The 22,759-nt window shown below is 39.7% G+C and carries 24 protein-coding genes, 1 tRNA gene and 1 other RNA gene; 4 read left to right on the top strand and 22 right to left on the bottom strand.

Translation table 11 applies throughout. The annotated features are described in order from the left end of the window. Positions 1-74 precede the first annotated feature (74 nt). From HMPREF0847_RS02150 to rpiA, 8 genes are all read right to left on the bottom strand, one after another. Complete coding sequence (locus tag HMPREF0847_RS02150; protein ID WP_008809203.1) at positions 75-806, bottom strand: NAD-dependent protein deacylase; 732 nt, start codon at positions 804-806, stop codon at positions 75-77. Positions 807-817: 11 nt separating this feature from the next. Continuing rightward, complete coding sequence (locus tag HMPREF0847_RS02145) at positions 818-1,579, bottom strand: hypothetical protein (RefSeq protein ID WP_008809204.1); 762 nt, start codon at positions 1,577-1,579, stop codon at positions 818-820. After that, positions 1,576-2,289, bottom strand: coding sequence for a purine-nucleoside phosphorylase (gene deoD, locus HMPREF0847_RS02140; RefSeq protein WP_008809205.1), 714 nt, complete (start codon positions 2,287-2,289; stop codon positions 1,576-1,578). The genes HMPREF0847_RS02145 and deoD overlap by 4 nt, the downstream gene beginning before the upstream one ends. A gap of 221 nt (positions 2,290-2,510) precedes the next feature. Continuing rightward, the gene (locus tag HMPREF0847_RS02135; RefSeq protein ID WP_020992611.1) at positions 2,511-3,221 is read right to left on the bottom strand and encodes a type 1 glutamine amidotransferase; all 711 of its coding nucleotides are present in this window, start codon (positions 3,219-3,221) and stop codon (positions 2,511-2,513) included. Continuing rightward, the gene (locus HMPREF0847_RS02130; RefSeq protein ID WP_223352113.1) at positions 3,218-4,453 is read right to left on the bottom strand and encodes a chloride channel protein; all 1,236 of its coding nucleotides are present in this window, start codon (positions 4,451-4,453) and stop codon (positions 3,218-3,220) included. Before HMPREF0847_RS02130 ends, HMPREF0847_RS02135 begins: the two co-directional genes overlap by 4 nt. Positions 4,454-4,457: 4 nt before the next feature. Next, positions 4,458-5,267 (bottom strand): purine-nucleoside phosphorylase, encoded by an 810-nt coding sequence (locus HMPREF0847_RS02125; protein WP_008809208.1) that lies wholly within the window; start codon positions 5,265-5,267, stop codon positions 4,458-4,460. 116 nt (positions 5,268-5,383) lie between these two features. Then, positions 5,384-6,595, bottom strand: coding sequence for a phosphopentomutase (locus HMPREF0847_RS02120; protein WP_008809209.1), 1,212 nt, complete (start codon positions 6,593-6,595; stop codon positions 5,384-5,386). Between the two features lie 12 nt (positions 6,596-6,607). After that, positions 6,608-7,285: a ribose-5-phosphate isomerase RpiA gene (gene rpiA, locus HMPREF0847_RS02115; protein ID WP_008809210.1), complete on the bottom strand. Its 678-nt coding sequence runs from the start codon at positions 7,283-7,285 to the stop codon at positions 6,608-6,610. Between the two features lie 232 nt (positions 7,286-7,517). On the opposite strand from rpiA, the gene mnmE reads away from it, so the two are divergent. Then, entirely contained in the window at positions 7,518-8,891 is a 1,374-nt protein-coding gene (mnmE, locus tag HMPREF0847_RS02110; RefSeq protein WP_008809211.1) for a tRNA uridine-5-carboxymethylaminomethyl(34) synthesis GTPase MnmE, read from the top strand. 150 nt (positions 8,892-9,041) lie between these two features. Here mnmE and HMPREF0847_RS02105 read toward each other — a convergent pair whose 3' ends face one another. The 8 genes from HMPREF0847_RS02105 to dnaG all read right to left on the bottom strand — a co-directional run bounded on the left by HMPREF0847_RS02105 (position 9,042) and on the right by dnaG (position 15,178). Then, positions 9,042-9,611 carry a TlpA family protein disulfide reductase gene (locus HMPREF0847_RS02105; protein ID WP_008809212.1) on the bottom strand — a complete coding sequence of 190 codons (570 nt, stop codon included), beginning with the start codon at positions 9,609-9,611 and terminating at the stop codon, positions 9,042-9,044. A 433-nt stretch (positions 9,612-10,044) separates the two neighbouring features. Further along, complete coding sequence (locus HMPREF0847_RS02100; RefSeq protein ID WP_008809213.1) at positions 10,045-10,743, bottom strand: LrgB family protein; 699 nt, start codon at positions 10,741-10,743, stop codon at positions 10,045-10,047. Beyond that, positions 10,736-11,116, bottom strand: coding sequence for a CidA/LrgA family protein (locus HMPREF0847_RS02095; RefSeq protein ID WP_008809214.1), 381 nt, complete (start codon positions 11,114-11,116; stop codon positions 10,736-10,738). Before HMPREF0847_RS02095 ends, HMPREF0847_RS02100 begins: the two co-directional genes overlap by 8 nt. Before the next feature lie 217 nt (positions 11,117-11,333). Further along, a tRNA-Ser gene (locus HMPREF0847_RS02090) sits at positions 11,334-11,421 on the bottom strand. Positions 11,422-11,429: 8 nt separating this feature from the next. After that, positions 11,430-11,777, bottom strand: a transfer-messenger RNA (tmRNA) gene (gene ssrA / locus HMPREF0847_RS11000). Positions 11,778-11,890: 113 nt separating this feature from the next. Beyond that, positions 11,891-12,229, bottom strand: coding sequence for a metal-sulfur cluster assembly factor (locus tag HMPREF0847_RS02085; protein ID WP_008809215.1), 339 nt, complete (start codon positions 12,227-12,229; stop codon positions 11,891-11,893). A 52-nt stretch (positions 12,230-12,281) separates the two neighbouring features. Further along, a complete protein-coding gene (rpoD, locus tag HMPREF0847_RS02080; protein ID WP_008809216.1) occupies positions 12,282-13,394 on the bottom strand; it encodes an RNA polymerase sigma factor RpoD in 1,113 nt (370 codons plus the stop codon). A gap of 2 nt (positions 13,395-13,396) precedes the next feature. Next, positions 13,397-15,178, bottom strand: coding sequence for a DNA primase (dnaG, locus tag HMPREF0847_RS02075; RefSeq protein WP_020992610.1), 1,782 nt, complete (start codon positions 15,176-15,178; stop codon positions 13,397-13,399). Between the two features lie 205 nt (positions 15,179-15,383). Between dnaG and mscL the strand changes: the two genes are divergently transcribed. Beyond that, positions 15,384-15,764: a large conductance mechanosensitive channel protein MscL gene (gene mscL / locus HMPREF0847_RS02070; protein ID WP_008809218.1), complete on the top strand. Its 381-nt coding sequence runs from the start codon at positions 15,384-15,386 to the stop codon at positions 15,762-15,764. A 108-nt stretch (positions 15,765-15,872) separates the two neighbouring features. On the opposite strand, the gene rpsU is transcribed toward mscL, so the two are convergent. The 6 genes from rpsU to HMPREF0847_RS02040 all read right to left on the bottom strand — a co-directional run bounded on the left by rpsU (position 15,873) and on the right by HMPREF0847_RS02040 (position 20,102). Further along, entirely contained in the window at positions 15,873-16,049 is a 177-nt protein-coding gene (gene rpsU, locus HMPREF0847_RS02065) for a 30S ribosomal protein S21 (protein WP_000048054.1), read from the bottom strand. Positions 16,050-16,175: 126 nt separating this feature from the next. Beyond that, positions 16,176-16,859 carry a DUF4956 domain-containing protein gene (locus tag HMPREF0847_RS02060; RefSeq protein WP_008809220.1) on the bottom strand — a complete coding sequence of 228 codons (684 nt, stop codon included), beginning with the start codon at positions 16,857-16,859 and terminating at the stop codon, positions 16,176-16,178. Between the two features lie 10 nt (positions 16,860-16,869). Further along, positions 16,870-17,601: a polyphosphate polymerase domain-containing protein gene (locus tag HMPREF0847_RS02055; protein ID WP_008809221.1), complete on the bottom strand. Its 732-nt coding sequence runs from the start codon at positions 17,599-17,601 to the stop codon at positions 16,870-16,872. A 205-nt stretch (positions 17,602-17,806) separates the two neighbouring features. Next, positions 17,807-19,246 carry a M56 family metallopeptidase gene (locus HMPREF0847_RS02050; protein ID WP_008809222.1) on the bottom strand — a complete coding sequence of 480 codons (1,440 nt, stop codon included), beginning with the start codon at positions 19,244-19,246 and terminating at the stop codon, positions 17,807-17,809. Positions 19,247-19,260: 14 nt separating this feature from the next. Continuing rightward, positions 19,261-19,638 (bottom strand): BlaI/MecI/CopY family transcriptional regulator, encoded by a 378-nt coding sequence (locus HMPREF0847_RS02045; RefSeq protein WP_008809223.1) that lies wholly within the window; start codon positions 19,636-19,638, stop codon positions 19,261-19,263. 110 nt (positions 19,639-19,748) lie between these two features. After that, entirely contained in the window at positions 19,749-20,102 is a 354-nt protein-coding gene (locus HMPREF0847_RS02040) for a DUF1304 domain-containing protein (RefSeq protein ID WP_008809224.1), read from the bottom strand. A gap of 192 nt (positions 20,103-20,294) precedes the next feature. Here HMPREF0847_RS02040 and HMPREF0847_RS02035 point away from each other — a divergent pair, with 192 nt between their 5' ends. Both HMPREF0847_RS02035 and HMPREF0847_RS02030 read left to right on the top strand, forming a co-directional pair. Next, a complete protein-coding gene (locus HMPREF0847_RS02035; RefSeq protein ID WP_008809225.1) occupies positions 20,295-21,611 on the top strand; it encodes an FAD-containing oxidoreductase in 1,317 nt (438 codons plus the stop codon). Between the two features lie 112 nt (positions 21,612-21,723). Then, entirely contained in the window at positions 21,724-22,692 is a 969-nt protein-coding gene (locus HMPREF0847_RS02030) for an NAD(P)/FAD-dependent oxidoreductase (protein WP_008809226.1), read from the top strand. The last annotated feature ends 67 nt before the right edge of the window (positions 22,693-22,759 follow it).

The following is a 22,759-nucleotide window of genomic DNA, read 5'->3' as shown; positions in this document are numbered from 1 at the left end:
GACTTCTTAATGAGAGAACATTTAATCAAAAAACACCTGAAACAAGTGGATTTCCACTTCTTTCAGGTGTTCTTTTATTGTCTTAATTGAGAAAATACTTGGCCAATCTTCCCTTCAATGACCAGGTCCGCCTGACTGTCTTGAGGAATACTGGTCTTGTTGATGACGACCAGATGCTTTCCTGAAAAGTACTGGATGAGGCTGGCTGCAGGATAGACGACTAAGGAAGTGCCACCAATTATCAGCAGGTCCGCTTGATGGATAGCTTGAGCAGCCTGCTGAAAAACCTCCATATCTAGAGGTTCTTCATAAAGAGTCACATCAGGTTTTACAATGCCTCCACAGTCAAGACAGTGAGGAACGGTACCCTTCAAAGCTAGAAAACCGTCCAAATCATAGAATCGCTGACAATTCAGACAGTAATTTCTATCCGCACTGCCATGAAGTTTAAGAACTTTTTTCGAACCAGCCATTTCATGCAAGCTATCGATATTTTGAGTCACAACAGCCTTGAGCTTGCCTTCCTTCTCCAAATCCGCCAAATAGACATGAGCTACATTGGGCATAGCATCCGGATAGAGCAGATACTTCTTGTAAAAGTCAAAAAATTCCTGCGGATAGCGCTCAAACATAGTGTGAGAAACCAGCTGCTCTGCCGTAAAATGCCGTCCTAGCTTGACACTGTATATTCCATCCGAGCTGCGGAAGTCCGGAATATTGGATTCAGTCGAAACACCCGCACCACCGAAAAAGACTATATTTTGACTTTGGTCTATCAATTCTTGCAGCCTTGCAATCTTATCCATCCTACTACTCCTTATAAGAGACTTTCTACGATCGCGTTTGCTCGGTCGAAGTAAAAAGGCTCCCTCTGATAAACAATACCTGTCTCCTGCGCCAAATCAATCAGAAGCTCCATAAAGTGCTGAGACGAGAAACCTGTCGTTCTGTGCAATTCTTCCTCATCAAAAGGCTTGATAAGGTGGGCAAGCGGATTACGGACTGATCTTTCCAACTCTCTTAGTTGCCCTGCCGATTTTTTGATAGATTCGGACAAATCCAACTGCAAAATCAGCTCCGTCAAACTAGAAGAATTAACCGTGCTTTCCGTATGGAAATTTTGCAAAATAGGATTATCAGAATTCCTCATCTTCTCAAACTTCCAACGGTCATAGCTAGCCTCTCTAGAATTATGAATATAGCTGTCAATATCCGGCAACTGCATGCGAATCAACCGCATAAAAATCCTATAAATGGCCGGACTAACTGCTCGAACAAAGTCAATCAATTGTTCATTCCTCAATTTTGCATCTAGGTCATATAGGTAATTAGCCAACTGCTCGTCTGCTTCATTTTCATGGCAAAAAAGCTGAAAATCAGCTGGATTCATTCCAGTGATTTCCAACTTTAGATTCATGATAGATTGGATGTTGAGCTCTCTTCGCTCCGCTAGTGCCCCAAGAAGGCGAACCAAGTCAGACTGGGTAGACTTTCCTGCTCGCTCAGCCAGTTTAAGGGCATAAGCATAGTCATAGCGGGAAATCGCAAAGAGAATAGCTTCTTTAGCATCTACTTTCATGCTTCAGCAATCAAGGTTTCCAAACCAACCTTCATCATATCGGTGAAGGTATTTTGACGTTCTTCTGCAGTAGTGTCTTCATCTGGATTGACCAAACTATCAGAAATAGTCATGATAGCTAGCGCATCCACATGGTGTTGGGCAGCAAGATAGTAAAGCGCTGCTGCTTCCATTTCCACAGCCTTAACACCCCATTTACCGAGCTCGATGTTTTTTTCAAAGTAGTTTGAATAAAAGACATCAGAAGACAAAACATTACCAACGTGGGTGGTCATACCGAGATCTTTGGCAATATGGTAGGCCTTGTCTAGTAAATCAAAGCTAGCAATTTGCGGAAAATCATACTGTGGCCAGTCATTACGGATAATGTTTGAGTTAGTTGCAGCTGCCTGTGCCAAAACCAATTCACGAACATGGACATCTTCGTTTAACGAACCTGCAGTTCCGACACGGATTAATTTTTTAACCCCGTAGTCAACAATCAACTCACTCGCATAGATAGAGATTGATGGCATCCCCATCCCAGTTCCCATGACAGAAACACGGTGACCTTTATAAGTACCAGTGTAACCAAACATGTTACGCACTTCGTTAAAACAAACAGCATCTTCAAGGAAGTTCTCCGCAATAAACTTAGCGCGAAGAGGATCCCCCGGAAGAAGAATTTTATCAGCAATTTCACCCTGCTGAGCAGCAATATGAATAGACATAGTTTATGATACAAAGAGCGAGAAGAAAACGACTGAAAATTAGGAATCTGACGAGAAATCCTGATTTCTCAGTCAGATTATCTATTTTCCGAGTTTTCCGCTCGTGTTCAAATTAGAACACCTTGCTCTACCTTTCTTTCTTAATTTTAAATTTAAATATGTCGCAGAACAGTTAGACCGAGTTTGACTACAAACTCAAATACTCTGCCTTTCTGTAGTTCCTAGTTTACCAATGAATCTAAAAATTTATAGAGTTTTGCATTCATTTCTTTATAATCGTAAGCACGAATGACTTCAGGCTTTTGGACAAAGGTCAATTTTCGACTTTGTTCTTCCAAGACCTCTTCACCATCCGCGGCAATTAATAGTTCAACAGCTTCTGGATTAAATTCCAAATGAGCCTGAAAGGCATAATGTTTCGGACTGAAGCGAATAATTTGACGTGGACAACCTTGACTCGTCGCAAGAACAACAGCATTCTCTGTCAGCCCTGGCATATCACCGTGCCAGTGGCCAGAATCAAAGCTTGCTCCAAACAAACTAACATGAGGATCTACAATCCCTTCAGGTGTCAATGTCACAGGATAAACCCCAATCTCACGCTCAGGACTATGTTCATACTTCGCACCATAAGCAACAGATAGAAGCTGCGCACCAAGACAAACACCAACAATATAGATATCTGCAGCAATCGCTTCTTTCATAAAAGAAAGCTCAGCCTTTGGATCATAATATGGGAAGTTTTCTCTATCCTCATCGGGAGATTGAGGACCACCCATGACAATCAGAAAGTCAATCCCGTCAATTGTTTCAGGAAGAGGTTCTTTTTCATAAACCTTTGTTGTTGTAATGTGATGACCTCGTTCCAGAGCCCATTTGAGATAAGCGCCTGGCACTTCAAATGTTTCATGCAGTACAAAATGTACCTTCATTGTTCCTTCTCCCATCTCTTTCTAATCACGTAAGACATTCCTGCCGCTAGTACAAGCGGTATTGTCAAAATCCAATCCTGGCCTGTAAATCCAAGACTTAGGGCAATAGCCGTCAGAGGAGCTTGTAAGGTCGTCCCTAAAAAGACTGTTGCTCCTAATAGCATTCCTAGAGCTGGATCCAGATGAATGCCAACTACTGTCAAAAGCAAGGTCACTAAGTAGCCAGATCCAATCCCCAAGGCAAATGATGGTGTCAAGGTTCCCCCATAGGCACCATTGCGTAAGAGGAGATAAACCAGAAGCCCCTTCATTGCAAGAGCCAGTGGAAGATAGGGAACCGGCTGGCGAGATAACAAGGCTTGCGCTAGTACCTGACCATTTCCCATAAAGATAGGGAAAAAGAATACAAGGCCCCCCAGCACTAGAAAGGCTAGAGGAAGAGCCCAAAGAATCGACTCATCCTTCCGTCGTTTACGACTAGCCCACTTAGCTAGAGAACTAAAGACCAGAGCCAACGGAGTTACTATTAAAGCAATCAAGATAGCCTGCAAGAAACTGCTGGCCGACCAAGAGACTGTTGACAAGTGATAGATGGCATCATGACCAACAATGGGCCGAGCAACCCAAGTTGCCAGATAAGTACTAGTCAAAACCAGCAAAAAGTTCTGCCAACTATAGGCAAGTCCTAAGGTCTCAAAGATAAATAAACTACTAGCAAATGGAACTTGATAAACAGCTGCGAGTCCAGCACCTGCACCACAAGCGATCAATACTTTCTGATCTTTAAGAGTTAAGGAACATTCCCTAGACAAGCAACTCCCAAGAAGAGCCCCAAACTCACGTGGGGCTCCTTCTTTTCCGACAGAAGCGCCTGCCCCTACAATTGCTATCTGCATAACTGCATGAAGAATCTGGACTAAGGGCGATGGACTCACATCTCCAACCAACTCAATTTGCTTTCGAATTGACAGAATTTTATAGCGTCTCTGTAGGACATACCAAAAACATGCCGCCAAACACCCTGCCGTACACAAAACTAGGAACCTACGGACCCCACCAGCTTGTTCAAATTGTTGTAGCAAGTCCAACCTATGTTCTCCAAATGCTACCCATTGTACGCCTTCTAATAGATAATGGCAGGCAATTCCAACCAGACCTGTTCCTATTCCCAATCCGACAGTTACTAGAAGCAGGCGCAATCCGTGTGGCAGTATTTGGAGACGCATTTTCATGGCATTACAATTCAGCAAGAATAGCTTTAAGCAATTCTTTGAAGTTGCCTTTGACTCGCTCAGTGACTTCTACAACTTCTTCGTGATTAAGTTCTTCTTGGAAACCAGCAGCATGGTTAGTAATACATGAAATTCCAAGAACTTTCAAACCTGAGTGAGCTGCCACAATTACTTCTGGCACAGTAGACATGCCAACAGCATCTGCTCCCAAAGTCTTGTAAGCACGGATTTCAGCTGGTGTTTCATAAGTCGGACCAGTTACACCGATATAGACACCTTCATCAAGCTTGATACCGAGTTTTTTAGCCACTTCATGGGCAATAGCACGATATTCTGGTGTGTAGGCCTTAGACATATCTGGGAAACGTGGACCAAAGTCATCCAAGTTTTCACCCATCAATGGGTTTTGACCCGTCATATTGATATGGTCAGTAATAGCCATCAATGTACCAGGTCCGAATCCGATACCTCCAGCTGCATTGGTTACAAGAACCCCTTCACATCCCAAAACTTTCATCACACGTACTGGGAAAGTCACAACTTCCAATGGATTTCCTTCATAGAAGTGGAAACGACCTTGAAGAGCTAACACTTTGCGACCCGCCAAGTCTCCATAGACTAATTTACCAGCGTGGCCAACTACTGTTGAACGGCCCCAGTTTGGAATCTCAGTGTAGTCTACTACTACTGCGTTTTCGATTTCTTCGGCTAATTCTCCAAGACCTGATCCAAGGATCAAACCGAACTCAGGGGCTTCAACTCCTTTGCCTTTCAAATAAGCAGCTGTTTCATTGATTTTTTCTAATAATGACATTAATATTCCTCACCTATCTATTGTTTTATAAAGCAATAAACTAATTCTCAAAGGTATTTCTATTGCCTACTAGCCTATTATTATGATGCTATTTTGATTAGCTTAGTCCTGTCTTCTTACACCAATTTATCTAAGAAGCTTTCACCAATCATTGCCTTGTCCACTCCAAAGTTCTCAGCAACAGTAGCTGAGATATCCGCAAAGTGTCCGACAGGAATATGACCGTGACCGCTTAAAGATTTTCCAAAAATTAAGAGAGGGATATATTCACGAGTATGGTCAGTACCAGCGTAGGTAGGATCATTACCATGGTCAGCAGTAATCATGAGCAAGTCATCTTCACACATATTTTCAATGATTTCAGGAATACGAGCATCAAACTCTTCCAAGCAGTCGCGATAACCATGTGGATTACGACGGTGACCATAAAGAGCATCAAAGTCTACCAAGTTAGTAAATGAGAAACCTTCTTTAAAGTTTTCGTCCTTCAATGCTTCAACAAGATTATCTACCCCATGATTATTAGATTGATTGTGGCCCATATCATGGTTGATTCCAGCTCCGTTGAAGATGTCGTTGATCTTACCAACAGAGTAAGTAGCAATTCCCGCTTCGTTAAGCTTATCAAGTACAGTTGGCTCGAATGGTGATACCGCATAGTCATGGCGGTTAGCAGTACGAGTGAAGTTTCCTGGTTCACCCACATATGGACGGGCAATGATACGTCCCAAGAGAGCAGGTCTATCTAAAGTAATAGAACGAGCATATTCACAAATGCGATAGAGTTCTTCCAATGGAATCACTTCTTCATGAGCAGCAATCTGCAATACTGGATCAGCAGAGGTATAGATAATTAGCTCACCTGTTTCCATCTGACGAGGACCAAAATCATCAATAACCGCTGTTCCTGAATAAGGCTTATTAGCCTCACGAATAACTTTACGACCAGAAAATTCTTCAATCTGAGTCAAGATTTCTTCTGGGAAACCATTCCAGAAAGTATCAAATGGTTCAGTAATATTTAGTCCCATGATTTCCCAGTGGCCAGTCATCGTGTCTTTTCCGAGTGATACTTCCTCAAGTTTAGTATAATAGCCACTTGGATTTGCTTCCTGAGGAACTGTCTTCAAAGGAACAGGACGTTCGATATTTCCTAAACCGATCTTAGCCATATTAGGGACGGTAAGTCCAACTGTTTTGGAAATATGTCCCAGAGTATCTGAAGCACCGTCTGGCACTCCAGCATTAACAAAGTTGTTAGCATCGGGTGCGGCACCAATACCAACTGAGTCCATAACTACTAAGTGAATACGATTAAATTTTGCCATAAGATCCTCCTTTTATTTATTGGCTTCTAAAACTTGAACACCAGCTTTTCCTGCTACAATAACCTTATCTACCATTTGGTTAAAGAGACCGTGCTCAACTACACCAACAATGTGGTCTAATTCACGGGCAAATTCAATAGGATTTTCAATCACACCCAAATCTAGGTCAATGATAAAATTCTTCATATCTGTAACAAAGCGTTGACCATCTTTCTGACGAAAAGCTGGTTTGTAACCTGCACGTTCAAAGCGACGGAAAACTTGCTCTGCACCATACTGGACAACTTCGACCGGAAGCTTAAAAGCTCCTAGCTTCTCAACCAATTTACTCTCATCAACTACCCAAATGTAGCATTTTGTCGGTGTTGCAACGACCTTCTCCATAAGGAGAGCGCCCCCACCGCCTTTAATACCATTAAAGTTTGGATCAACCTCATCTGCCCCATCAACTGTCACATCAACTAAATCGACTTCATCAATGGATTTGAGTGGAATTCCCAAACCTTCTGCTTGCTGGCTGGTTACACTTGAAGTTGTTACTGCGATAATCTGCAGTCCTTCTTCTTTGATCCGACGGCCAATCTCTTCGACAAAATAATAAGCGGTCGAACCCGTTCCAAGTCCAACTACCATACCATCTGTCACGAACTCAGCAGCCTTAATCCCTGCCATCTTCTTTAGATTCTCCATTTTGACCTCCTTTGTATTTTTCAGACATTTAAACCGTAAAAAAAAGGTTCTTTGCCTAGCCAAAAGAATCAATCTATTTATAGTATAGCACTATTTCATAGAACATGAAAGCATTTTCCTAATTTCTAATAATTTTTTGAAAATTGCCATAGTTAAATCAAAATCTTGCTCCCCTTTCGTTTTTGCGTTACAATTAGGGTAATTGATTTTAAAACACAAGGAAAAATACTGTATGATTACCAGAGAATTTGATACAATCGCTGCGATTTCTACTCCTCTTGGCGAAGGGGCTATCGGTATTGTCAGACTAAGCGGGACTGACAGCTTTGCTATTGCCCAAAAAATCTTCAAAGGCAAGGATCTAAGCAAAGTGGAAAGTCACACACTCAACTACGGTCATATCGTCGACCCTCAAAATCAGGAAATTTTGGACGAGGTCATGGTTGGTGCTATGCGCTCTCCCAAGACATTCACGCGCGAGGACATCATTGAAATAAACACTCACGGGGGAATTGCGGTTACTAATGAAATCCTGCAACTAGTTATCCGAGAAGGAGCTAGAATGGCAGAGCCTGGTGAGTTTACCAAGCGGGCCTTTTTGAATGGTCGAGTGGACCTGACTCAGGCTGAGGCAGTTATGGATATCATCCGCGCCAAGACCGATAAAGCCATGAACAATGCTGTCAAGCAGCTGGATGGGTCTCTCTCCAATCTTATCAACAATACTCGTCAGGAAATTCTCAACACTTTGGCTCAGGTCGAGGTCAACATTGACTATCCGGAGTACGACGATGTGGAAGAGATGACGACCCAATTGATGCGAGAGAAAACAGCTGAGTTCGAGGCTCTGCTAAGCAATCTTCTCAATACTGCAAGACGAGGTAAGATTTTACGCGAAGGCATTTCCACTGCTATCATCGGCAGACCTAATGTTGGCAAGTCCAGTCTGCTCAACAATCTCCTGCGCGAGGACAAGGCCATTGTGACTGATATCGAGGGTACGACTCGGGATGTGATTGAGGAGTATGTCAATATCAAGGGAGTACCGCTCAAGCTTATTGATACAGCAGGAATTCGGGAAACCGATGACCTTGTAGAACAAATTGGAGTTGAGCGCTCTAAAAAAGCTCTGCAGGAAGCCGACTTGGTCCTCTTAGTTCTCAATGCCAGCGAGCCTTTGACAGATCAGGACAAACAATTGCTTGAAATCAGCCAAGATAGCAATCGTATCGTCTTACTTAACAAGACTGACCTCGAAGAAAAGATTGAGCTGGACCAGCTGCCAGCAGATGCTATCAAGATTTCTGTCCTTCACAACCAAAATATCGACAAAATTGAAGAACGCATCAATCAACTCTTCTTTGAAAATGCTGGTATCGTCGAACAAGACGCCACCTACCTGTCTAACGCACGCCATATCTCCTTGATTGAAAAAGCTCTGGAAAGCCTTCAAGCCGTCAACCAAGGATTGGAAATGGGTATGCCGGTAGACCTTCTCCAAGTTGATATGACCCGTACTTGGGAAATCCTCGGTGAAATCACTGGTGACGCCGCACCAGACGAACTCATAACCCAACTCTTCAGCCAATTCTGCTTGGGTAAATAAGATTTCTATATAGGCATTAAACTCTATTTTAACAACACCTATCTATAATAAAATAAAAGGTATGATTCTTGTGTCCTACAAAGATTCATACCTTTTATTATTTATCGAAAGCTACTTAGAGAGTCTATTATAAGCTCTCCATTTAGTTCTTTATTTTAAAATCTCTTCTAGCTCTTTTTCGAGCGCTGCTTCGTCATGAAAGTTTAATATCACTTTTCTTACTTTTTGATTCTTATCGACTAGGTAAATTCCAGGAATTGATTGAACATGGAGGATATCCGCTGCTTTCTCACCTGCATCATAGTAATACGGGAAGGTATAGCCTTTCTCACTGACATACTGATCCGCTTGTTCCTTTGTTTCCTTATGAAAATCAAGCATATCCAACATGACAAAATTTATTTTATTTTTATACTTTTCGTATACTTTTTGAATTTCTGGTAGCTGTCGCTGACAATAAGGACACCAGCTAGCCCACTCTACTACCAGCATAGGCTTATCATAAAACTCTGAACTCTTCTTTAAAGCCCCTAGCTGATCTTCCATTTCAAACTCTGGCAATTGCTGACCTGTCAATACATGTTCTACAGCTGCACTTCCACTTGTCTGTGTAGAAGCTTTATCGTTCTTTTTAGTTCCAGAAAAATAAAGCATAGCAAAAACTGCCGCAACAATGACTCCTACAGTCAGAAAGGGCAACCACCATTTATCTTTTAACATTTTCTCACCTCATAATAATCCATCTCAAAATATTTAATAAATATAAGAGATTGCAGTCTATAAACGCTCAAAAAATATTGTTCTAAACTATTGAAAATATTTTTGTATAACGCGCCAGTAGTAAATTTATTATATCAGTTTCACTGTACCACATCAACAACTTTAACTTAAAAGATATACTAGAGCATTTTACAATCCATAACATCATTGTTTAAACTAATTCATCCATTAAAATGCTTGATTTATCAGAGTTTTCTCGCTTATAACTTGGCTAGTCTAAAGATATTGAGTACCATTCCCATTCTTCTCTATTTATATCTAAAACTGACTTCCATCTTCCTATCCAACTTCTTAAAAGTATTTCATTTTATAACAACTTAAAACGACATTTCAATAAGATAAGAATTTATCAAAAAAAAAGAGGTTATCCCTCTTATTTTCCTAAAATAAGCCCAGCAATTAAAGGACTGACAAAAACATACATTAAACCTGTCACTCCAATAGCCAAACCAGCCATAGCTCCCTCAACTTGACCATATTTAAAGGCCGCTCCTGTTCCGACTGCATGCCCTGTCCCCCCAAGTGCTAAGCCAATAGCAACCGGATCTTCAATTTTAAGAAGTTTTAAGATACTAGGACCCATTACACTCGTCAAAATCCCAGTAGCTACAACAACTACCAAAGTAATTGTTGTAATCCCCTGCATCTTATCCACAATACCAACTGCCATTGCAGTGGTTACTGACTTTGGAAACAAAGAAATAGCTAAGAAAAAGTCCATTCCAAAAAATTTTGCTACAAGTGCTGTAAAACTTGTATTTACCAAAACTGATAAAAAGATACCTAATAAGATACTTCTAGCGTGGTGTTTCATTAAATGGAAAGTCTTGTAAAGCGGAATCCCTAAAGCAACTGTCGAAGGTACAATCAGATTATTCAAGTATGATCCTCCGATATAATAATCCTTGTAAGAAATCCCAGTCCAAGATAAAAAGAGAATCACTAAAATTGTTGCCAGCAACAATGGGGTCGTCAAAGGATGTGGAAAACGTCTAAAAATCAACATTCCAATAAGATAAGCTAAGATAGACAAAGCCAAGCCAAACAAAGGATTAGTAACTACACTAGTCATGTCTTGCTCCCCTTTCTTCATAATCACCTTCATAACGTCTCTTAATAAACTGCACTGTATAGGCAATGACCACAACGTTCAGAACAATTGCCAAGACAACAATCAAAATGATAGGCAGGAGATAAGGTGCTATAATATGAAATTTATCCATAATACCAACTGCTGCCGGCAAAAAAAGAATAGTCATATTCGCCAGTAAAAAATTACCAACCATATTTACATGACGTAGGCGTAGCCATTTGAATTCTAAAGCTAAAAATAACAAAATTAATCCGATGATGCTACCTGGAATTGGTAAGTGAAAAATAGTTGAAATTCCCTCTCCAAGTAACGAAATCGAAAAGATAATCATCAATTGTACGTATAATTTCATGAAGTCCCCTCACTTTTCTAAGTAACAGTCTACTACTTTTCAGAAAAATTTCAATATATTTTACAAAAATAAAAAGATGGAAACGAATCCATCTTTCTTCTGCATATGAGAAAGTCTAAATAGTAGTCCAATTTTAGATTTAGCCATCCAATCAGCCAAAAAATTCCAATCCTTTTAAGCCAACAAAAAAACGCCAATGGGCGCCTTATAAATATTACGGAAGACATGGGATTCGAACCCACGCACGCTTTTACACGCCTACTGCGTTTCCAACACAGCCTCTTAAGCCTCTTGAGTAATCTTCCATTTTTAAATATGGAGCCGGTGGGAGTCGAACCCACGTCCAAACATCTGCCAACACATTTGTCTACAACCATAGGCTATGTATTGTTTTAACTTGATTTTGACACATAACTCAAGCCCAAATCAAGCGAGTCTATCAATCTCTTGTAAAATCCCTAGACAAGATTCTACCGTAGCTTGCTAAAATAAGACCTGTCATCAGACACAAGCAATCCGAATCGGGTCACGCCTGCTGTTTTTTAGGCAGCTAAAGCGTAAGAAGTATTATTTTTTGCAGTTATATTTAACTGGCGTTTTACATCCGCAAGATGAGTCGCAAAATGTGCCACATAATGCCTGTCGAATCCGTAACGACCCCAAGACAATAGAATTATTATATCATATTTCAGCAAAATTGCAATTTTTCAGATCAGATATTTATGATTTACTTTAGTAAAAAATCTCGAACCCAGTTAGATTCGAGATTATTTATTATTTGATTCCAAGTGCAATTCTTGCGTAACGGCTCATTTTTTCAACAGTCCAAGCGGGATACCAAACTAGTTTAACTTCAACCTTAGTTACTTCTGGAATTTCTTCAAGGGCATCGTGGATTTGATCTGTCAGTAGATCAGCCAAAGGACATCCCATAGTTGTTAGAGTCATGTCGATTTCTGTCTCACCATTTTCTTCGTTGAAACGAATTTCATAGATCAATCCCAAATTGACAATATCAATCCCCAACTCAGGGTCGATTACTTGTTCCAAACTTTCAAGAATGCGGTTTTTAATGTCATCAATTTCTTCTGCTGTATATTTTTGCTCTGCCATCCTATCATCTCCTATTTAGTTCATATCTGTAGAATCAACATTTCATCATTTTTTAATCTTCAATGAAATCACGGAGTGGCTTGCTACGACTTGGGTGGCGTAGTTTACGTAGGGCTTTAGCTTCGATTTGGCGGATGCGTTCACGGGTCACATTGAAGACTTTACCAACATCTTCCAAGGTCCGCATTTTCCCATCATCCAAACCAAAACGCAGACGAAGAACATTTTCTTCACGATCTGTAAGGGTGTCTAAAACTTCATCCAGCTGCTCACGAAGAACAACACGAGTTGTATAATCAACTGGATTTTCAATTACTTCGTCTTCGATAAAGTCACCCAGATGGCTATCATCTTCCTCACCGATAGGTGTTTCCAGCGAAACTGGCTCCTGAGCAATCTTAAGAATCTCACGAACCTTATCTGGTGTCATATCCATACGCTCAGCAATCTGCTCAGGTGTTGGATCTTGACCTAATTCTTGCAAGAGATTACGTTGCTCACGAACTAGCTTGTTAATCGTTTCTACCATGTGAACTGGAATTCGGATTGTTCTAGCTTGGTCAGCGATCGCACGAGTAATGGCCTGACGGATCCACCAAGTTGCATATGTTGAAAACTTAAATCCTTTGGTATAGTCAAACTTGTCAACAGCCTTCATCAAGCCCATATTTCCTTCTTGGATCAAGTCAAGGAACTGCATGCCACGTCCAACATAACGCTTTGCAATAGAAACTACCAAGCGAAGGTTGGCTTCAGCCAAACGTTGCTTAGCCTCAGTATCCCCCTGCTCTACCAAGATTGCCAATTCTTGCTCTTCTTCGTTTGTCAAAAGTGGAACGACTCCAATTTCTTTCAAGTACATACGAACAGGATCGTTGACTTTAGCTGAATTGCTACCTAAAAGTTCTTCATCAGTCAGCTCTGCTTCTTCCTCTTCGTTGTGTAAAACACGTGCACTTGGATTCCCTTCTTTATCTGTGATAGAGATCCCTGCATCTTGGATACGTTGCAATAGATCTTCGATACCATCTGCATCTAAGGTAAAAGGAATAATCAATTTATCATTAATTTCATCATCAATTGCCGTACCAGTTTTTTTATGGTTTCGAATAAATTCTGCAACTTGTACGTCAAATGTTGTTACTTCTTTTTGTTTTGTAGCCATTCCTACTCCATTCTTCTTTTCTGAGCGATCAAGCGCTCCAGTTCTTCAATAGCCGTATCAACATCACCATTATGAGATGCTTCTCGGACTTTTTTCCCAATTATTTGATTTTCCTTACGGAGCAATTCTTTATCTCTGATAGACTCTACTTCTGCCAATTCATTATCCGCAATTTCGCTAGGTAAATCTTCTTCTAAAATACGATACCAGGCTTGCTGGACCCCATCTGATTGCTCGGACAAATCTTGTGATGTCACTTCACCATTTTCGCAAAGTATCTGGTATAGAATCTGTAATTCAGGTGTTGCAAACTGAAAATCCTCTCTCAAACGGTAATCATTCAAAACAATAGGATATTCAATCATTCGATTAAGAAGGTGATTCTCAGCTTTTACTAAACGAGACACTTGCTTAGAAAGCGGAAGATTTGTCTGAAAATGAGGCTGTTGATAAACCTGTTCTTGCTGACTCTTTCGATTACTCAAGCGACTATTGTTAACAGCCTGCTCAACTTGCTGGTAATCGAAGTCTGGTAGAAGTTCTGCCAGCATATAAATATAAGAATTTTGCGCCGTAATTGATGAGGTCTGAGCAATGATCGGAGCCATTTTCTCAACAAATTCAATCTGAGCTTGCAAATTCTCTGTATTTTCCGGTTTCAGATAGCGAATTAGAAACTCCACATCACTTATCCGAGTTTTGGTTAGCAAATGTTGTAGTTCTTCAGGAGAATTTTTTTGAACAAATTCATCTGGATCCATCTGATCTGGAATAGAGACAATCTCAACAGCCAAGTCTTTTAATTCATCCAAAGCTTTAACAGTTGCTGCCTGTCCAGCCTTATCACCATCGTAAGATAAGATGACCTTTTTACAATACTTGCTAAGATGCTGAACATGTTCATGTGTCAAGGCCGTCCCCATTGATGCAACTGCATTTTCTATTCCTGCCCGGTAAGCAGCAATGACATCCATGAAACCTTCCATCAGATAGACTTCATGACTTTTCTTTATGGTTGGTTTTGCCTTGTCCAAATGATAGAGTTCGTAACTCTTATTGAAAATTGCTGTGCTGCGACTATTTTTATACTTAGCTTGATGACCATCAGTCTGAGGAGATTCTTTCCAAATCCTTCCGGAAAATGCTACTACTTGGCCATTATCATTGGCCAAAGGAAACATGATACGATTTTGAAAAGCATCATAAACTAGATTACTTTCTGCTAGATTAAACAGACCCGAATTCATAATGGTTGCTTCATCAAATTTTCCAACCATACTCTGATAAAGATAGTTGCCCTCACTAGGGGCTAAACCAATCTGAAAATGCTTAATGATCTCATCAGTCAATCCACGTTTGTAAAGATAAGATCTGGCTTTTTCTCCCATCTTGGTCGTCATCAAGACAGCGTGATAAAATTTTGCAGCCTCAGTATGAATATCATAGAGAGCTTGATGCGGGTGTTGTCTTTTTGGTTGGGATAGATCATTTTTATCAACTGCAAGTTGAATACCCGATCGTTCAGCAATTATTTGGACAGCTTCCATAAATGAAACGCCACGATATTCTTCGATAAACTTAAAAACATCTCCCGACTTGCCGCAACCAAAACAGTGGTAAAACTGCTTATCTTCAACGACATTAAAGGAAGGTGTCTTTTCTCCATGAAATGGACATAGTCCAAGAAAGTTGCGTCCAGCCTTAGTCAGAGCAACAACTTCTCCTATGACTTCGACGATATTGACGCTGTTTTTAATATCAGAAATGATTTCTTTATCAATCACCCGACAATACCTCCAATTTACCATAGAATACTATGTTATATTTTATAATAAATTAACAAAAAAGTAAAATATCAGCTACAGATTTACAAATAAATATACTTTAAAAGATAGACATGAAAATTTAACAATCCTATAAAACCAACCACTTGCAAAAGGTTGTTATTTTCATTATAATAGAGACTGATTAAAAAAAGGAGATATTTCTATGTTAAAAGAGTTAAAAAGCTTTTTACTTCGTGGCAACGTAGTTGACCTAGCTGTTGCTGTTATCATTGGTGCTGCTTTTGGTGCAATTGTTACTTCAATAGTAAATGACATTATCACACCACTTATTTTAAACCCAGCCTTGAGCGCTGCTGGTGTAGATAAAATTGCTGAATTATCTTGGAACGGTATTGCCTATGGTAACTTCCTAAGTGCGGTTATTAACTTCCTTGTTATCGGAACAGTTCTTTTCTTCATTGTTAAGGCTGCTGAAAAAGCTCAAAGCTTCGGTAAAAAACAAGAAGAAGTTGTCGAAGAAGAACCAGCTCCAACTGAACTTGAAGTACTTCAAGAAATCAAAGCTTTGCTTGAAAAAAAATAATATAACGAAAAACCTGAAAGTATATGTTCAGGTTTTTTTATTGCATTCCTACAATAACGCAATAGCTCTTTAACAAAAAAACAGCCTAAGGGCTGTTTTTTATTTCAATTAGAATTTCTTGCGCTTACGAGCTGCTTCTGATTTACGTTTACGTTTTACAGAAGGCTTTTCATAGAATTCACGTTTGCGTGTTTCTTGAAGAGTACCAGCTTTAGTAACAGCGCGTTTGAAACGGCGAAGAGCGTCATCAAGAGATTCGTTCTTACGTACTACTGTTTTTGACATGTTTTTCACTCCCTTCAAGTTCAGAATCTAGTTAATGATATCATATTAGGGAATTCATGTCAAGTTTTTATTGAATACTATGTGTCTGTTCTTTTGAGATTTTAAAAAATTACTCTAAAATTCACTTTACAATGTTTTTTTCTTTTTAGCAGCTTTGGAAATAGTCATTGACAAAACCTTATCATAGACTAGAAACTGCTGCATGAGCTTACTATCACTTATCTCCGGTAATAAATCAATGACGTATTCCAACTTGATCAATTGCTTTTCAGCTGCTTCAATTGATGTCATTTCAACACTTTTACAGTTAGCTGAAAAAATAGCTTCAAAGAGCAATTCATAATCAAAATTAGCTGGAACCTTCATTTCCACATATCGTCTTGTCTGGCTAACAGAAGTAAAATTCATTTTTTCAAAAATCAACCAAACAAAGGAAATTGATAGGGTAAAAACGACAGCTAAAGCAACAAATCCCATCCCTGTTGTAATTCCGATGGCTGTTGCCATAAAGACTGCCAAGAGCTCTTTTGATCCTCCTGCAGCAGATCGAAAGCGAATCAAACTGAAAGTTCCTGCTACTGCAACACTGGTACCTAAATTCCCATTAACTAAGAAAATGATAATAGAAATAATAGCAGGTAACAGAGACAAAGTAATCACAAATTCTTTTGTATAAATCGTTTGACGTTTATATACCTTTGCTAAAACAATCCCTAAAATCAAGCTTGTGATCATTGAAAAAATCAGAGCTAAGGGATTAATTTTCACTTCAGCCGAGGAATAAATACTATTAAATAACTGATTGAGCATTGAGATCTCCTTAAGACTTGACTGTGTGGCTTAATCTTTCTCTTGTCTGTAGATATGCTTTGCCATATTTTGAGAAGGATTGATCTATAAGACCAAATTTATTGAGAATGTCAGCCATCCATTGAGGATATTGACCAGGGACCTTAATTTCCATAATGACTTTTCCATCTTCTAGCAAAGGCCAGCCATAGCGTCCAGAAGTCAACTCAACATCATAATCTCTATATCGAATATTTGAATCAACGGTCACACGCACCTTCTTATCCTCTAATCCTTTCATAGAATAACGATCATAGCTAATCACCATTTTGGGTTTTAAATCTAGATAGCGTTCTTGTAATGCTTCTACTTCTGCCTTCACTCGATCATCAGAAATAGTCGCATCAGCTAATCCATTTTCAATGAAATTTACAACAGAAACTGGATTAGAGACTAGGCGATACTTAAATCCTACTTCTTCAGACTTTTTCTTAATTTCTAAGAAAACTTGGCAATCATCTGTAGGTTGCTCTGCATAAGTTCTCATACGTAACTTTTCACGCCCACCTTTGCGAGCAATTGAATCTTGAATCATCTGAAAATCATCATTATCAAAATAGATATTTGTTATAGTGGATCTTGCATAGTCATCAGCAATAAAATAAGGCGCCATCTCAGCCTCTAAACGCTCTAATGTGGCCCGGTCTAAGATATACTTAGTCTCGATACGCTGAAAGTTTGTTTGAATCTTCTTTTGTTTCATGGGGATTCTCCTTTTGTTCTACAAATGTAGTTTAATGATTTAAAAGAAAGAGAGCGGCTGCTCAAATTTTAAAAATTTTATTTCTACATTTGTCGTTTATGGTTATATTCTACACTTGTAGATTTAGTTTGTCAAGAGATTTTTCAAAAAATATAAAACTCTACCCATCAAGGTTCTTATCAAACCCAAATAGGTAGAGTTAATTTTAATCGTCATCCTTATCATCATCGTCGTCTTTATCGTCATCATCTCGAGAAGATGACGTCTGACTCTTACTTGGAGATGGAACTGTTGTGACACTCGAACTACTACTAGGCGTCGTCACAGCTGGCTGATTAGTATCTGTTGAAGTATGATTAGAACTTGGGACTTCTTTCTCAACTGTCACAGTCTTTTCGACAACAGTATGTTGTTTAGATTTTAAAACTTTTCCATTCTTTGCATTGATTAGAACCTCATGGGCAGTTTGACCGTGAGAAAAATAGATTTGGTAATTGTCTTTATCTCGAACAATTTTTAAATCTTTAATATCTTTTTGGCCAAGACCTGAATCTTTCAAGGCAACAGCCAAAGCCTGATCTTGACTATATTCTTTGGATACTTTTTGACTGGTTACTTTCTGTGTTTGTTGAACATTAATTGCAGAAGTTTCAATAGCAAAGACCGAGCTAGTCAAAAGCAAGAGAACTGAAACGGCTACTACGAAAACAGTAGACCATAACTTCTTAGGTAGACGGCTATCCATAATGCTGATAATCCTTCTCTTTAGATTAAATTTTTCAGAGTAAAAGCAGGTCGTCAGAGCAATCGGCGTCTTTTTACTGCGATCAATCATGGTTAAAATGGTCTCTCCATAAAAAGTCCGGTAGTGCATATCCTGATCATTTAAGACGTCATAATCACAATACATTTCTCCTACTTCTTGGGTTTCACGACAGGCTAGACGGACTATTGGATTAAACCAATGAAGGCTTTTAACAAGGATTGCCAAAAGATTAACCAAGACATCATGGTGTTTGTAGTGCGTCAGTTCATGCCTGAAAACCAGTTGTAGCTCCTCTTCGGTGTAGTCTGATTCTGGTAATACAATCAATATATCTCTGAAACCAATCAACATAGGGCTTTGTGACATAGGATAGTGAAGCAAACGAACCTTGTTTTTTACTCCCATTTCTTCTTGAATCTTTTGTAATTGAGCCAAAGTCCCTTCATCCTCAACAGGGGTCCCCCAGCGTTTCAGCATCTTTCTAAAAAGAATGTAGGAATAAGCATATCGTGCAATGCTAAAGACAAACCCTAGCAACCATATAGCAATAAGAATCTCGAACCAAGGCAAATTTAGAAAAGCTTGCCATAGATTGGGCTGAATCGTTTTTTCAGAAACTTGAGAAGGCACTTGCGCAGTTCCAGAAGAAAGCTGTGTAGCCACTGTATTGATAGTCGATCCTGCATTCATCCGAATCAAACCTGAACCAAACTGAGGGCGGAATGGGAAGAGAAAACTAAGCAAAACCAAAAACCAAATGACATATTTTGCTCTGGCTGAGACTCTCGTCTTAAAAAGCGCAAAAAGTAAACTAAGCAAGATTACTAAAATCGAGGTAGAAACGCTAGTTAACAAAAAAGATAAAAGGAATTGCTTCATGGTGATAACTCCACTTATTTATTCTGATCAAGTAAACTCCTCAACTCGTCTAATTCATTGTCTGACAATGAATTAGATGAAAAGAGAGTTTTAACAAGGCCACCCATGGAATGACCACTATAACGCTTCAGAAAATCTGAAGTTTCTACTTCTAAGTATTCATCCTCTGAGATAATGGCCGTATACTGTCTTTCACGCCCCTTACGGACGCTTTCTAAAAAGCCTTTTTCCGTCAAACGAGCTAAGACAGTTAATAGGGTCTGGGGTTTCCAATGGTTATCTTCGCCCAGTTTTTCCATAATTTGTGCAGATGTTGTTGGGTTTGGCAATTGCCAAATTACTTTTAAAATAGTAAATTCTCCGTCAGGTAAACGTTTAATGGATGTTTTCATAGTCTTCCCGTCTTTCTATGTAATATTCTCACCTTTATTCTACACTTGTCTAATTAAAAAGTCAATCATTATGTAAAAAAGAGTGAGGAATCAAATTTTCCCCACTCTTTTTAGATAAATAAACTGATCAAGGTCAGTATAGCTAACCCTCCCTGTTTGAATAAAATTTTCAAATCACTTGTCATTGCACCGTAGGCCGCTACTAAGATAATGTAAATCATAAAGATAGCCATCCAAAAAGAATCTTGGGTAAAAACAGCTAGTAAAACCAAGACAGCAATCAAACCATTATAGACTCCTTGGTTTTTAAAAAGAGTGTTAACAGATTCTCTCTCAAGCTCCTCCTGAGTCATGTTAAAGACTCGGGCTGTTGTTTTTGAAGCTGTTGCAAAAGTCTCCAAATACATGATATAAAAAAATTCAAAAGAAACTAAAATTGCCAAAGCAACTGTAAAAATAGACATCTTGTCCTCCTTCTTTTAAAACCTAATTTAATTAGTATAACATAGAAATCAACATGGAAGGCAAATCTTGCTCAGAACTTATACAAATCACTTTTAATTGTCAAATAAAAAACATAAATAAAATATGCGTAGCAAAAATCAGCATTTTCTGAATAGATATGGTAAAATTTTTTTGGAAAATGGAGGTAAATTATGTTAACTTATGATTTGATTGTTATCGGCTTTGGTAAGGCTGGTAAAACTTTGGCTGCTAAAATGGCGTCTCAAGGAAAAAAAGTTGCTTTGATTGAGCGAAGCAAGGCTATGTATGGGGGAACCTGTATCAATATCGCCTGCATTCCAACCAAAACTCTCTTAGTCGCTGCTGAAAAAGGTTTAACTTTTGACCAAGTTATGGCTGAGAAAAATGCTGTAACTAGCCGCCTTAATAGTAAAAACTATGCGGGAGTTAGTGGTGCTGGTGTCGACATCATCGATGGGGAAGCTCATTTCCTTTCCAATAAAGTCATCGAAATCACAGCTGGTGATGAAAAAGAGGAACTGACTGCTGAGACTATTGTCATCAATACTGGTGCTGTTTCCAATGTCCTACCAATTCCTGGATTGACTGAAACTAAAAATGTTTACGATTCAACAGGTATCCAAAACTTGAAAGAACTTCCTAAACGCTTGGGAGTTCTGGGTGGCGGTAATATCGGCTTAGAATTTGCTGGGCTCTACAATAAATTAGGCAGTCAAGTGACTGTGCTGGATGCTGCTCCTGTCTTTCTCCCTCGAGTAGAACCTTCTATCGCTGCTCTAGCTAAGCAGTACATGGAAGAAGACGGAATCCAGCTCTTACAAAATGTTCGTACCACACAGGTCAAAAATGATGGTGATGAAGTTGTCGTTGTGACAGAGGATGGAGAATTCCGCTTTGATGCTCTGCTCTATGCTACTGGACGTAAGCCGAATATTGAGCCACTTCACTTGGAAAATACTGACATTGAGCTGACAGAACGCGGAGCTATCAAGGTTGATAAACACTTGGAAACATCTGTACCTGGTGTATTTGCAGCGGGTGATGTCAATGGCGGTCTCCAGTTCACTTATATCTCACTGGATGACTTCCGTATCCTTTATAGCTATCTGGCTGGGGATGGCAGCTACACACTAGAAGACCGTAAAAACGTCCCTACTAGCATGTTCATCACACCGCCTTTGGCTCAAATCGGATTGACTGAAAAGGAAGCGCAAGAGCAAGGACTGCCGATTGCAGTTAAGGAGATTCCAGTCGCAGCAATGCCTCGCGGACATGTCAATGCTGACTTACGCGGTGCCTTCAAGGCTGTTGTCAACACTGAAACCAAGGAAATTGTTGGAGCGACTATCTTCTCAGCTGGAGCTCAGGAAATTATCAATATCCTGACTGTAGCCATGGATAATAAAATTCCTTACACTTACTTGAGCAAGCAAATCTTCACCCACCCAACGCTGGCTGAAAACCTTAATGATTTATTTGCTATCTAATTTCAAGCCCCATCAGGGGCTTTTAATATTAGGTAAACTTACTCACTTACATTTCTCCCCCTTTTTGTGGTACAATAATGCTAGTTTATTTTAAAAAAGATTGAGGAAAATTATGTCTGAACTGTATGATATTACGATTGTCGGCGGTGGTCCAGTTGGCCTATTCGCAGCTTTTTATGCTCATCTGCGCCAAGCCAAAGTTAAAATTATTGATTCCCTGCCTCAGCTGGGCGGTCAGCCAGCCATTCTCTATCCAGAGAAGAAGATTCTGGATGTGCCGGGCTTTACCAATCTAACTGGCGAAGAACTGACTCAGCGTCTGATTGAGCAGCTGGAAACTTTCCAGACTGAGATTTGTCTCAACGAAACAGTGTTGGATATCGTGAAAGGCGAAGAGGGCTTCACTATTACGACTTCTAAAGCGAAGCATCAGACCAAAACCATTATCATCGCCATGGGAGGTGGTGCTTTCAAACCGAGAGCTTTGGAGCTAGATGATACTGAGATCTACAGCAACCTCCACTATCATGTGTCAAATATCAGCCAGTACGCTGGCAAAAAGGTTGTTGTTCTGGGCGGTGGCGACTCAGCTGTTGACTGGGCGCTAGCTTTTGAAAAAATCGCAGAAACCAGCCTAGTTCATCGACGGGATAACTTCCGAGCTTTGGAGCATAGTGTGGAAGAACTCAAGGCTTCTAGTGTTAAGATTAAGACACCATTTGTACCTAGTCGATTGGTCGGTGAAAATGGCAAGATAACCCACTTGGAAATCAGCCAAGTCAAGGGAGAGGAAAGTCAGCTTTTACCTCTAGATCATCTATTTGTCAACTACGGTTTTAAATCCTCTGTCGGCAATCTCAAAGATTGGGGCTTGGAACTTAACCGTCACAAAATCTTGGTCAATAGCAAGCAAGAAACCTCCGTACCAGGAATCTATGCAGCTGGGGACTGCTGCAGCTACGAAGGTAAGATCGACTTGATTGCGACTGGGTTAGGTGAGGCACCTACTGCTGTCAACAATGCTATTAACCATATCTATCCTGAGCAAAAAGTCCAACCCAAACATTCTACAAGCTTATAATATAAAAACGCAATCGAGGTTGGGATATACTGTCTCAGCCTTGTTTTCTATTGACTTTCTTAGCTTC

It is taken from the genome of Streptococcus sp. 2_1_36FAA, from assembly GCF_000161955.2.
Taxonomy (GTDB): domain Bacteria; phylum Bacillota; class Bacilli; order Lactobacillales; family Streptococcaceae; genus Streptococcus; species Streptococcus gordonii.
The sequence above is the reverse complement of the archived record's forward strand: the minus strand, read 5'-3'. Positions and strand labels throughout refer to the sequence as shown.